The sequence below is a fragment of the Sutcliffiella horikoshii genome (genome assembly GCF_020524325.1).
In the GTDB taxonomy this organism is placed as follows: domain Bacteria; phylum Bacillota; class Bacilli; order Bacillales; family Bacillaceae_I; genus Sutcliffiella_A; species Sutcliffiella_A horikoshii_D.
In genome coordinates, this window is the sequence record NZ_JAIVKY010000015.1 from 1 (window position 1) to 13129 (window position 13129).

Genomic DNA, 13129 nt, shown 5'->3' on the forward strand with positions numbered 1-13129 from the left:
CCTCTCAGGTCGGCTACGCATCGTCGCCTTGGTGAGCCGTTACCTCACCAACTAGCTAATGCGCCGCGGGCCCATCTGTAAGTGATAGCCGAAACCATCTTTCAATAAAGAACCAGGAGATTCCTTATATTATCCGGTATTAGCTCCGGTTTCCCGAAGTTATCCCAGTCTTACAGGCAGGTTGCCCACGTGTTACTCACCCGTCCGCCGCTGACCTTTCAAAAGCAAGCTTTTAAAAGGTCCGCTCGACTTGCATGTATTAGGCACGCCGCCAGCGTTCGTCCTGAGCCAGGATCAAACTCTCCAATAAAGAGTCTGAGCTTTTGCTCAAAATTTGCTAGCTTGTGTTACTTAAAATCATTTTGTCGTGTTCCGTAGAACCGACGTTATGACGCTGTTGTTTTGTTTAGTTTTCAAAGATCATTTTCCGTCGCTCCGTGGCGACTTAATTACTATACCATGTTGTGTGTTTCTCGTCAACATGTTTTTTTAAGTTTTTGTTGCGAGCATTACAGCGAGTTAACAAATCGTGTTTTGCAGCAACGAATAATAATATACCATGGTAACCGTAACACGGTCAACTACTTTTTTAATATAATTTTAAATTACTATTTTAAGAGGACTTTCTTCTATATATAGAAGATATATATGCAACCTTTTATAGGTATGGTACCACCTCTACATTTCCTCAAACATTCTTAACAGAAAAAAACCCTGCCATATTATAGCAGGGTTTTTGCAAACCAGACTTTCTATTAATCTATTCAACCAAGAAAACAAAGTACATGATGAAGATCACAAACAACGCATACATGATCGGGTGAATTTCTTTTGCTCTACCTTTCATGATCATCGTGATTGGATAGAAGATAAATCCTACAGCGATACCTGTTGCGATGCTGTATGTTAGTGGCATTGCGATAACCGTTAAGAATGCAGGTACTGCAATCTCAAATTTATTCCAATCAATTTTTCCAAGTGCTGATACCATCAACACACCTACAATGATTAGCGCTGGTGCTGTTACTGGTTCTGTGATGACAGAAAGCAGTGGGAAGAATACTAATGATAATAAGAATAAACCTGCTGTAACTACAGATGCGAATCCTGTTCTGCCTCCAGCTGCTACACCAGAAGATGATTCAATGTAGGAAGTGGTAGTGGAAGTTCCAAGTACCGCTCCCGCAACTGTTGCTGCAGAGTCAGCGAAAAGTGCTTTTCCTGCTCGTGGAAGCTTGTTGTCTTTCATGAAGCCTGCTTGGTTTGCTACGGCTACAAGCGTTCCTGCTGTATCAAAGAAATCTACGAATAAGAATGTAAGGATAACAACTAGCATTTGAATGGTGAAGATATCTCCTAAACTAGCGAATGCTGCACCAAACGTAGAATCAATACTCGGAACTGCTCCGACAACCGCAGAAGGTGTATCAATCAGGCCAAACAACATACCAACTACTGCTGTAACGACAATCCCGAAAAAGATACCGCCTTTAATGCCTCTTACCATAAGAATAACAGTAATTACTAGACCAAAGATTGCTAGTAGTGTATTACCGTTTGTTAAATCTCCTAGTGCTACAAGTACTACTTCGTCTCCAACGATGACACCGGCATTTTGAAAACCGATGAATGTGATGAAAAGTCCAATACCTGCTCCGACCGCATATTTTAATTCTGCTGGAATAGCATTGATGATTTTTTCGCGAATACCGAATAGTGTTAAAAAGATAAAGATAATACCAGAAACTAATACCCCTGCTAATGCTGTTTGCCAAGGGATGCCCATGCCAAGCACTACAGAGTAAGCGAAGAATGCGTTAAGACCCATTCCCGGTGCAAGTGCGATTGGGTATTTTGCATAGAGGCCCATGATCAAGCAACCAATTGCTGCGGATAGTGCAGTTGCTGTAAAGATTGCGCCTTGGTCCATGCGAAGCGCATCTGGATAATCCCCCACACTTGCCAGTGAAAGCATAAGCGGATTTACTACCAATATATAGGCCATTGCCAGGAATGTCGTTAGTCCTGCAATGGTTTCTGTCTTGTAGTTTGTACCGTGTTTTTGAAACTCAAAATAATTCTTCATGCAAAAATCCTCCTCAAGATAATTCGTACAAACAAGAAAACGCCCCTGGCATAAACCAGGAGCGTACACAATTAACTGACGAGGATAGGAAGAAGCGATAACATTCATCTAAAAAATTCAGATACATGTACCACCTAGTTCCTATTACCTCGTAGTCAAGCTGTTTACGGTAGCCTGGTAGAAACTTTTGGGCCATATTCCCAAATTTATACGAGATTTGAACTATAAATGTATGATAATTTCTGTTTTTATATTACCAAGCTCACAAAGATTCGTCAACATAAAAAACGAACATTCGACAAATAATTTTTACCAATGTTCGTTTTTAACCCAAAACAGAAGCCGACCAGGCAATCCCGGTCGGCTTTTTATTTATTACTCCCACTCAATCGTTGCAGGTGGCTTAGATGTAATGTCATACACGACGCGGTTGATGTGATCCACTTCGTTTACGATACGGGTGGAGATTACTTCTAGCACGTCCCAAGGAATACGGGCCCAGTCAGAAGTCATTCCATCAATGGATGTTACCGCACGGATACCGATTGTGTAATCGTACGTACGTTGATCTCCCATTACTCCAACACTGCGGATATCTGGTAGAACCGTGAAGTATTGCCAGATATCACGGTCAAGACCCGCTTTTTTGATTTCTTCACGAAGGATATGATCGGATTCGCGAACGATCTCTAGCTTCTCATCAGAAATTTCACCAAGAACGCGGATACCAAGACCCGGGCCTGGGAACGGCTGGCGCCAAACGATTTCGTCCGGAATACCTAGTTCTGTCCCTAATGCACGAACCTCATCTTTGAATAATGTGTTCAACGGCTCAATCAATTGGAACTGCATATCCTCAGGAAGTCCTCCCACATTGTGGTGGGATTTGATTGTTTGTGCAGTTGCTGTACCACTCTCGATGATATCTGTATAAAGTGTACCTTGCGCAAGATAGTCGATGCCCTCTAATTTAGAAGCTTCATCATCAAACACATAGATAAATTCGTTACCAATGATTTTACGTTTTTGCTCAGGGTCAGAAACACCTTTAAGCTTGTTAAGGAAACGGTCTTTAGCATCCACTTTGATAACATTCATGTTGAAGCCTTCACTGAAAGTTTTCATTACAGCATCCGCTTCATTTTTACGTAATAGACCGTGGTCTACGAAAATACATGTCAGTTGGTCACCGATCGCTTTGTGAATTAACACAGCAACAACAGAAGAGTCTACTCCGCCACTTAGTGCGCAAAGAACTTTCTTGTCGCCAACAACGTCACGGATCTTTTGCATTTCAATTTCAAGGAAGTTCTCGATGGTCCAGCTGTCTGTGCAACCACAAACGTTATAGACGAAGTTTCTTAAAAGATCGTTACCATATACAGAGTGACGTACCTCTGGGTGGAATTGAACTCCGTACATTTTCTTGTCTTCGTTACTGATTCCAGCGATTGGACATGCAGGGCTTGTCAAATCAACCGCGAAATCTTCTGGCTCTTTAACAACTAAATCGCCATGGCTCATCCATACAACTTGTTGTTCTGGGATATCTTGGTAGACAGCCGATTGATTGGATACGGTAGCAAGTGCTTTTCCGTATTCACGGTGACTTGCTTTTTCCACTACGCCACCGAAGTGCATTGTCATCAGCTGCATGCCGTAGCAAATACCTAGAACAGGGATGCCTAGTTCAAAGATTTCTTCGTCACAACGGAAGGAGTTTTCTCCGTATACACTGTTTGGTCCTCCAGAAAGGATGATTCCTTTTGGGTTCATTTTTTTGATTTCTTCTGCTGTAATCGTATGTGGATGTAGTTCGCTGTAGACACCGAACTCACGGATACGACGTGTAATTAGTTGGTTATATTGACTGCCGAAGTCAAGGACGACGACCATTTCTTGGATACCTTCCACCCGAATTCACCTCATAAGTTTATTATTTTTCGGAGCATATCTTTTCGTTTATTTTGACCTATAAAAGGAAAGATATGCCTTTGTTTTAAAAAGGTTAAATTGTTTAACTCCTGTGGATTAACTATCACAATTAAAGTTAAAATACCCTTTAAAACACAAAAAAACTAGAATCTTCCCCTCATATATACATAAGAAGGCAGAATTCTAGTTTGCTAGTGGGGATGTATATAGATATAAGTATCCCTACCAGTATTAGAACTGCCTTCATAGTCGGGTAGTTGACGGCAACCCGGTAGAGACTCTCGAACCGTATTATCGAGGATATATGAAGCCAATATTTTATAGTTGCATTAATTTGACCTTATTCTATCAGTGTGTTTCTACTAGGTCAAGATGATGTCTTTTTAATTAAATTTTCCCATAATTCCACCGATTTCTCCCATTCTTGCTCAGACGAATCGCCACGGTATAGCACGCGTTCGTAACGAGCGGTAAGGGACTGCATATCGCTTGTGCTGTAATAGTCGTCGATATACTTGGCATATTCGCGAAGAGTCTGGCCATCTTTCCGAATAAGACCGACGGCGTGCAATTGCCTCAAGAGTGCAGGATATGCTTTATTGAATGTACTTTCATCCTTTTTTCCTTTATAACGCAGGATATAGAAATACGGAATCCACCTATTGCGCCCTAAAAACAACAAGGCACCTGCAGCAACTAACGATGCCACGAAAAGCGCTAGTGGTTTCCAAGAGATATCTGCAAAATTCCACGTTCCATCATTAGAACCAGACGCTCCAGCAGCTTCTTCATCTTGCCCTGGATCAAGCTCAGGAATATTATTTCGGTCTGTTTCTGGCTGTTCCGGTTGTTCGATGGTGTCGTCTTCCTCCGTCGCTCCCCCTGTGTTTTCTTCTACAGACTGATACACAAAGCTATAAGGGTTAGAAAATCCACTAGTTGGTTCATATGTTACCCAGCCGACTTCCGGATAGTATACTTCCACCCAAGAGTGGGCGTTATTGTTTGTTACTTCAAAAAGCCGGGTGTTATTTTCAGTCACATCGACAAATTCACCTTGCGTGTATCCCTTCACCCACCTTGCTGGTATGTCGACAGCCCGTAAAAGTGCAACCATCGAAGTCGAGAAGTTGTCGCAATATCCTTGCATCGTTTCAAACAGGAATTGATCTACATAGTCTTGATCCCCTGTTGGAACGGCAACATCAGTTGTTTCATAGACAAAGTCATTGTTGCGGAAATACCTTTCTACTGCATTAACCTTATCAAAGCGCGAGGTGAACGACCCGGTTATTTCTTCCGCAAGCCCGACCACCCTGTCTGGCAAAGAGTCAGGCAACTGCGTATAACGCTCCATAAACTCTTCGTTGCTTTCCTCACCAGTTCCAGGCTCCGCTCCTTTTAATGCTTCTATATAATACCTAGGAAAATCATAGTTCACACGGTATTCTTCTAATTCAATTGGATCTCCACTTTCATCCAAGGTACGAATTTTTTCCGTACTGTCGTTCAGGCTAAAATTGACACCCTCTTCTTCTACTTGGATTTCGTTTAGTCCAAGCGGATAATTGATATGCGGATAGGTCTTCTCCATCGTCAATGTGGCAGAATAGGCGTCTGTCGCTACCTCATCACTCATCCAAGAAACCTGATCATTCTGTCCTCCATTAAGCTCCGCACGCTCTCCTTCCGTTGAGTCCCATCCTTTTCCGGTATAAATATCTTTCGTCTCCACACGCCAATAGTGAGTGCGCGTCAGCTCTGCCTGGAAAACAACGCTATCATCCGGAACAAAGGGACCACCAAGACGGGAGTCATTTTCTCCATACCCTATTTTACGCACTCCGCCACCTGTTCCTGGACCATCTCCATTACCAATAGCCTTCAAAAAAGGTACAGGATCGGGCCAAATAGGAGCAGCTTTAGGCGAGAAATAGCCAGCTGTGGCGGAAAGAAGAATGAAGATAATCAACGGAATCCCCCAGCCGATCAGGAGCTTACCGCTTCTATACACACCTTCCCGCTCTTTTAACCTTTCTAGATGGACAAATCCAACAATGGAAAGTCCCACCACAATCAACCGCATAATCGCTTCATTCCCTTGATAAAGTGTAAAAGTATCAAGGATTGCAACATAAGTAATCGTAAAAATAACGAATAGCAACATTTGTTTGCGGTACAAGATCCAGTAGATCACTAGATAGCTAACAAGCCATAGAAGGACAAACAGCAAGATACTTCTGAACATCCCTGTCATAGCAACCCAATCTTGTGCCCAAATGACATTCACATTGTAGTTCAGGTCATTCCATAGGTAAGAGAACCAATCTCTACTAAGAAACCTGCCATCCATATAGAGGATGTGAATAAAATAAAACATAAACCCCAAATGAACGAAAAAGCTTAAAATCGGAAGTATTTGCAAAAAGGAAAGTGAGAAAGAAATTAGAAGAAACACGATAAACACATACAAATTCGCGGTATCCGTCACATCCCCCAATGGCAGGATCCATTCTAAAAGGAGAATAAATCCAAACACATGCATGAGAAAAGCATAAACGTTCCGCTGATATGGGTTAGTTTTCGACATCGTTAACTCACCTCACTTATGATGTTACTTTTGGGCTTAGTGGGATAGACGGTCTTAATCAAAATATTCCTCCGCTTTAAGAGATCCATATAAGTAAGTTCTTCTTTTGTTAAACGAACTCCGTCATCTTTTGTCAGATGAACTTCTAGATGGAGGTGTCTAGTAGAGAGTTTCTCAAGACTTTCCACCATAGCTCTCTCAAGCTTCCCTGTGATAAAAAGGAACGTCACGGTTGGCTGGAATTTGCCGATTTCCATTTCAATCACTTTGGAAAAGTTTCTTTTACTGTTCGGTTGTATTTTCGCAAGGTGATAGTAGATTCCTGCAAACTGCTCTTCCCCGCTACGTAATGAGTAAACCGATCGATCTTCCCCAACGGACACAAGGCCAACCTGTGATCCATATTTAAGAATCGCTTTGGTCATGGCAGCACTGTAACTGACTGCACTTTCAAACGAGGCACTTTGCGAACGGTCAATAAACAACATTACATCGTGTGATTGCTGCTGCTCAAATTCCTTGGTCATAATGTCGTTTCGACGCGCGGTCGCTTTCCAATCTATCCAAGAGAAACGGTCCCCTGGTTGATATTCCCTGACCCCAACGGTCATGGACGTATCACGAACCATCTTCATTTTGGAGGAAGTGGACCCTTGATCAAATTTATTTTCATGTTGTCTATACGTCATTTCGGTAAAACTTGGGTAAACCAAAAAGGGTTGATCCAATTCTATAAATCTCTCTTTTTCAATCAATCCTAGGAAATCACCCGTCACCAAGCGTATTCCTTTCAATGTATGCTCTCCGCGAGGAACACGGTCCAGCGCATATTGAATGGTAATCGTGTTCTTAAACCACGGAAAAAGTATCCGTTTGGCCTGTTTGGTCTGCTGACAAAACAACAGGTCATTTGGAAGAACTTCTTCTACTAAAAGAAAGGCAAGCGGAACCGGCACTGTTCTTCTGAGAGTAATAGTTCCTATCAACCTATCCCCCGCTCTGTATTTTTCCTGATTGATCGTTCTCGAGACTTCAAAATCCTTAAGAGGATATACTAATATCAAAAAAGCATACAAGGCAAAAGGCAGGAAGCTGATGAATAAAAACCAGCTAACAAACCCGCCTTGGAACATAGCATAAACAAATGTGGTGGCTACCAACAACAGAAAAGAAACCAGTTTCCAAACTTTTTTAGCTTTCTGAAAAAATACCTTCATTATCTTGTCATCGACCTTTGAACCGGAATCGGCGTGCGGTCAATAACCTTCTTCACCACTTGCTCTGCCGTCATCCCCTCAAACTTCGCCTCTGATTTCAAGATGATGCGATGCGGCAACACATAAGGAGCCAAATATTGAATATCATCCGGCAGCACATAATCCCTTCCATGAATAAAGGCATAGGCTTGGGAGGCTTTCATCAATGCCACCGACCCACGCGGGCTTGCACCCAAGTAAACAGATTGATGCGTACGGGTACGGTTAACCAAATCAACGATATATTCTTTTACCGTCACATCCACATGCACTTCTTTTACCTGTTTCTGCATCGCCTGGAGTTCTTCCAATGTAATAACCGACTGCAGCTCATTGATCGGTTGTTTCTTTTCGGTCGTATGTAAAATATTCACTTCTTCTTGAGGCGTCGGGTAGCCCATGTTCATTTTGAATAAAAAACGGTCAAGCTGCGCCTCTGGCAATGGATATGTCCCCTCATATTCAATCGGGTTTTGAGTGGCCATAACGAAAAACGGGCTTCCTAATGACAGGGTGTTTCCATCCACTGTCACGCTTCCTTCTTCCATACCCTCTAACAAAGCGGCCTGTGTTTTCGGTGATGTACGGTTAATTTCATCCGCAAGAACAATATTCCCCATAATCGGGCCCGGCCTGAATTCAAATTTTAATTCTTTCGGGTTGTAAATGGAGCTTCCTGTTACATCGGAAGGTAAAAGGTCAGGCGTAAACTGAATGCGTTTAAAATTTGCCCCGACAGACTTGGCAAGAGATCGCACCATCAATGTTTTTCCAACTCCTGGTACATCCTCAAGCAACACATGCCCCCCAGCAAGCAAGGCAACAATACTCAATTCCGCCACATGTTCTTTGCCAATCATAACATTTCCAATATTGTCCAATATTCGTTTTACTTGTAATGGTGAAGTTTCCAAAATCCGTACCCCCTATAATCTATATTTATCTATAAATCGACATCAATTTGAACCTTAACCTACAGTATATTCGCTTTTCTGTCAGAAAAACCCTTTAATACCCATGCAAATAATTTCAATTTTCCCTATATATAGAATATCAAAAAAAAGAGAATGAATGGTACTAATCGCTCTCAGGGAAAAAATAGCAAACAATATCAAATTATAAAGAAGGAATTTCGGTTTCCGTGTAGAATTTTCTACATATAAGAGGGTGTAACCAACTTAAACATTTACCCCTATATCAAAAGGGTTAAACTTTTTTAATACTGCATCCCTTAAAATCTTCACAGAGCACAGGGTAAAACTCCTTGTTCTTAAAGGGGTGAGACAATGGAAGTGAAAGTGCAGCAATCCGAATTATCAAGCGAAATTGGAAGGTTACTGAGAAAGCACTTCGGAAAAGGACCCGAGGCTGTTTTTGTAACCATCGCATCACCTTATGTCATCATCTATCTACGTCATTTCCTTTCTCCCATAGAAAATATGTTACTAGAAGACAATCACACGCTGACTGTCGAAGAAATACGGGATAAAATGATGCGTAAATTGAACGAAAAAATAAAAGAAATCATCCATTCCGTCACGGGATTACCAATAAAAGAGTTTTACTATGACTGGACTTTCGAGAACGGTTCTGGCCTGTTGGTAGGAGTAGAGGAAAAAGCAGAGAGATTCATTGAATACAATTATCCCAACCGACGAGAAATTGAATCCATCATTGCCAAAATCAGCGCCGAGGCAGAGAAACATCCCGATATTACATACTCCCATATGTTGAACGACCGTACGTTGATTGTAATTAGAGAAGGCATCCTCGTTCAAATAGAAGAGCAACTCATTGAACTGGGATTTGAAGAAGCATTGACCCTCGCCAAACGGAAGCTGGAGAAAAAACTCCTATTCCAAGCAAAACTATCCTTTCAACGACTTTTACATAAGGATATCACCGAAATATTTGTCAACTGGGACTTCACGTTAGACAAAAGCATTATTGTATTTATTTTAGCACCACAAAAACATAACCGGCAGTAATGATCTAGGCATGGAACTAGACATAAGCCAAAGAGAAGGCGGTACCCACCTGCCCTCTCTTTGGCTTTTTTTATTAACAGCTTACCTCTCCGCTTATGGACAATCGCTTTACCCTTGGAGGGATGAAAGGATGGAAATCAAACACCAACTCACCATCAAAGACGATAAAGATATCATTAAAGTCAGAAGACTCGGAAGAGAAATAGCCACCAGTATGGGCTTTAACTATATCGATCAAGTCCGTATTACCACCGCTATCTCGGAACTCGCACGAAACGTAATTAAATATGCCGGAACCGGTACTGTATGTATTGAAGTGATTCATAAATACGCACCTGGGTTAAGCGTGATAGTTATTGATGAAGGACCCGGAATTACCAGCATCGGCAAAGCAATGGAAGACGGCTACTCCACTTCCGACAGCCTCGGGGCAGGCCTCCCCGGAGTAAAAAGAATGATGGATGAGTTTTTAATAGATTCCGTGACGGAACAGGGAACAAGGATTGAAGTGGTGAAATGGCTACGGGGGTAGTGGGTTATGGGGACAGGTTCCTCGACCCATACTCTTCTCCTATCCCACAATTTCCACGCTTTTTTTTGAAGTATATGGATTGTGATCAATTTGAAGTGATTTATTGAATACTTCTGAGCATTTATTCAATACTTCTAGTTTTTTTACACATTTCATGGCAGCTGGTTTCCTTAAAATTCATTCAAAACTCATACCCACTCTAAAAACTCCAGCCTGTTTCCAAAAGGATCACTTACATAAATTCTATTCGCTCCAGGAAGATTCTCGTCAACCGTGAACTCCACCACCTGTGACCTCAAATAACTTTTAAATTCTTCTATTTGGTGTACTTCAAATGCCGGATGCGCTTTTTTGGCAGGAACAAAAGGCTCTTCCACCCCTAAATGAAGATGTACAGCCCCTTTACTAAACCACACCCCGCCTCTTTTTCTAAGCGTCTCTGGCTTTTTCATTTCTTCCAAGCCTAAAATCTCACCATAAAATCTGCGTGCCTCATCCTCCAGTCCCTTTGGCATAGCAAGCTGGACATGATCGATTTTGTTGATAGTAAAAGACATGAAAAAACCTCCTTTTGTAAGACCTACTTTAATCTTACTCAAGGAGGGTGATAATGGAAATGACTGTTATTTTATGAATACCTATAAACTTTACTTATCACTCAAAAAACCTTTAACTTAAACCCAATAAAAATAAAAAAGTGATGCATATTTGCACCACCTTGTTAACTACTTTCCATCCAGTCCATAACGAGCCGCCATTTTTGTTTTGAATTCCTTTACCAGCCTTCTACAATAAAACAACTCTCTCAATGTTTTAGTCTGTTTTATTTGTTGTCTGATGTAATAGTATTCTTCTAACTCTTGCTTAGTTAATTTGCATCCACGCTCCCGAAAGGGGATAATGTCTCCCATTTGCATCACCTCTGAACCAATATATGCGGTGGAAGTGAAGAAAGTGAGGTTTTGCGGAAGCAGGGCGGCTTTTCGATCCACTTATCCCAAGCAACCCCATTAAACATTTTCCTACTATACTATTCAAAAATAGTCGATATTACTCGATGCAGTTTCAAGGCTCTCATCTCAACAAAAAAAATCAGCTTATACAAACGTTTGTTTAAAAATTACTATTCACTTAAACGCTATTCTATTTCCTCTATTTCCACTTCCAAGTTATACTCTTCCGCTAATTCCGTGAACAAAGTTTCGTGTTCATCGTATATTACACCATACTCTTCGTAGAGAAGATCTCCTTTTTCCATAAAGCTTTCATCCCCGTTATAATACCCTTCTGCATATGTAGAATAGGTTTCTAACAATTTTTTATGCGCCTCAATCAGTTTATCGTGCGATGGTTGCAACTCCTCCATTGTAATAACAATGGCCTCCGTATCTTCTACCACTTTTTCAAGCGCAGGAATTGTGGTCTCTACTAAGTATGTGTATGCTGGCTCTATATCCTCTTCCATAAACACAAATTCATCTGCCGCAATCTCCGCATCTACAGCAGCTTCAATAACTGGATTGCTATCCTCAATATAGGCGATCAGTTCATCCTGTGCATCAACCTGCTCTGTTATCGTATCTACAATTTCACTACAAGCAGTCAACACACTGCCCATTGCTAATAAACTTACTACCAGTAACACTCTTCTTAATATTTTCATATTTTCCATCTCCTTCCTTCAATATTTTAGCAGGGAATTAGGGGAAGATATAGACTTTTTTGCACTATTTTGAATTGGAATTGCAGTGGTGGCCGGATGAAGACCTTTCTGGTTACTTTTTTGGGGTAGAGACGTCTTCATAAGCTCGATGAAGACCTCACTGCCTCCGTTTTCACCTTAGAGACGTCTTCATAACCCTGATGAAGACCTTACTACCTCCTTTTTCACCTCAGAGACGTCTTCATAACCCCGATGAAGACCTCACTGCCTCCTTTTTCATGACAGAGGGGGCTTCATTCCCCGAAAAGCAACCCGCTCCTTCTACAACTCCACAAACCCAAAAACCTCTCTAACTTCCTTCTCTAATTCACCGATCAACTTAAACTTATCTTGCCTAGGGGCCAACGCCTTCACAATGCTTGCATAGTACCAATGCTGCTTCTCTTTCCCACGATTAAACCGCCCCCAAATCAAATCCCCATGTTCTTCAAGATCCGCTCGAATGGAGCGTAAATTGTGCAACTTATCCGCAACAATGACTTGCAACTCTTCCATCGATGCATCTTTCAACCCATCAATGGTGTGTTGTTTTCTTTCTTCCCATGAAAGACTTTTGTCATTTTCAGAAGCAGCCACCACTAAATCTGCTACACGGCCACCGAACTCTTTCACCAAGCTATCATAAGCGGCTTCCGTATCTTCCAGTGTGTCGTGCAAAATCCCAGCAGCAACCACTTCTTCAGAGCAACCCGCCCCTTGCAACATCATTCCCACCGCAAAAGGATGTGTGATATAAGGTATCTCCGTCCCTTTTCTTGTTTGGTGTTTATGTGCCGAAGCAGCGAAGACAATGGCTTTCTCTACTAAATTCATATATAACCCTCCCGTTATTTGTTATTTCCATATACCTTTCGAAAATAGTCGATATTTCCCGAATCAATTTCAAGCCCTTTATTACAATAAAAAAATTCCATTTGATCAAACGTTTGATTAAGAATTACTATTCGGTCTAAAACAAAATAAGATATCTCTACTTCTAAGTTTATACTGACTTTTTTAAAAAAGACACATGAAATCCA

Annotated in this window: 11 protein-coding genes, 1 rRNA gene and 2 riboswitches; of the genes, 2 read left to right on the top strand and 10 right to left on the bottom strand. The window is 41.5% G+C overall.

All coding sequences use genetic code 11. The features are described from left to right. From LC091_RS18790 to LC091_RS18815, 6 genes are all read right to left on the bottom strand, one after another. Positions 1–310: ribosomal RNA gene (locus tag LC091_RS18790) — 16S ribosomal RNA — on the bottom strand; the annotation flags it as partial. A gap of 450 nt (positions 311–760) precedes the next feature. Further along, positions 761–2086, bottom strand: coding sequence for an NCS2 family permease (locus tag LC091_RS18795; RefSeq protein ID WP_226683597.1), 1326 nt, complete (start codon positions 2084–2086; stop codon positions 761–763). Positions 2087–2218: 132 nt separating this feature from the next. Continuing rightward, a riboswitch (purine riboswitch) is annotated at positions 2219–2320 on the bottom strand. 141 nt (positions 2321–2461) lie between these two features. Then, the gene (gene guaA / locus LC091_RS18800) at positions 2462–3982 is read right to left on the bottom strand and encodes a glutamine-hydrolyzing GMP synthase (protein WP_226683640.1); all 1521 of its coding nucleotides are present in this window, start codon (positions 3980–3982) and stop codon (positions 2462–2464) included. A 265-nt stretch (positions 3983–4247) separates the two neighbouring features. After that, positions 4248–4349, bottom strand: a riboswitch (purine riboswitch). Positions 4350–4388: 39 nt separating this feature from the next. Beyond that, positions 4389–6611 carry a transglutaminase TgpA family protein gene (locus LC091_RS18805; RefSeq protein ID WP_226683598.1) on the bottom strand — a complete coding sequence of 741 codons (2223 nt, stop codon included), beginning with the start codon at positions 6609–6611 and terminating at the stop codon, positions 4389–4391. A 2-nt stretch (positions 6612–6613) separates the two neighbouring features. Beyond that, positions 6614–7774 (bottom strand): DUF58 domain-containing protein, encoded by a 1161-nt coding sequence (locus LC091_RS18810; RefSeq protein WP_226683599.1) that lies wholly within the window; start codon positions 7772–7774, stop codon positions 6614–6616. Positions 7775–7827: 53 nt separating this feature from the next. Beyond that, the gene (locus LC091_RS18815) at positions 7828–8781 is read right to left on the bottom strand and encodes an AAA family ATPase (RefSeq protein WP_226683600.1); all 954 of its coding nucleotides are present in this window, start codon (positions 8779–8781) and stop codon (positions 7828–7830) included. A 372-nt stretch (positions 8782–9153) separates the two neighbouring features. Here LC091_RS18815 and LC091_RS18820 point away from each other — a divergent pair, with 372 nt between their 5' ends. Together LC091_RS18820 and LC091_RS18825 are read left to right on the top strand one after the other, a co-directional pair. Then, positions 9154–9855, top strand: coding sequence for a DUF2294 domain-containing protein (locus tag LC091_RS18820; RefSeq protein ID WP_226683601.1), 702 nt, complete (start codon positions 9154–9156; stop codon positions 9853–9855). A gap of 130 nt (positions 9856–9985) precedes the next feature. Next, on the top strand, positions 9986–10387 hold the full coding sequence (locus LC091_RS18825) for an anti-sigma regulatory factor (RefSeq protein WP_226683602.1): 402 nt from the start codon (positions 9986–9988) through the stop codon (positions 10385–10387). Positions 10388–10575: 188 nt separating this feature from the next. Here LC091_RS18825 and LC091_RS18830 read toward each other — a convergent pair whose 3' ends face one another. The 4 genes from LC091_RS18830 to LC091_RS18845 all read right to left on the bottom strand — a co-directional run bounded on the left by LC091_RS18830 (position 10576) and on the right by LC091_RS18845 (position 12923). Beyond that, positions 10576–10944, bottom strand: coding sequence for a VOC family protein (locus LC091_RS18830; protein WP_226683603.1), 369 nt, complete (start codon positions 10942–10944; stop codon positions 10576–10578). Between the two features lie 168 nt (positions 10945–11112). Then, positions 11113–11379, bottom strand: coding sequence for a hypothetical protein (locus tag LC091_RS18835; protein ID WP_226683604.1), 267 nt, complete (start codon positions 11377–11379; stop codon positions 11113–11115). 146 nt (positions 11380–11525) lie between these two features. Beyond that, entirely contained in the window at positions 11526–12050 is a 525-nt protein-coding gene (locus LC091_RS18840; protein WP_226683605.1) for a hypothetical protein, read from the bottom strand. 321 nt (positions 12051–12371) lie between these two features. Beyond that, positions 12372–12923, bottom strand: a complete 552-nt coding sequence (locus LC091_RS18845; protein ID WP_226683606.1) for an HD domain-containing protein — start codon at positions 12921–12923, stop codon at positions 12372–12374. Positions 12924–13129 lie beyond the last annotated feature (206 nt).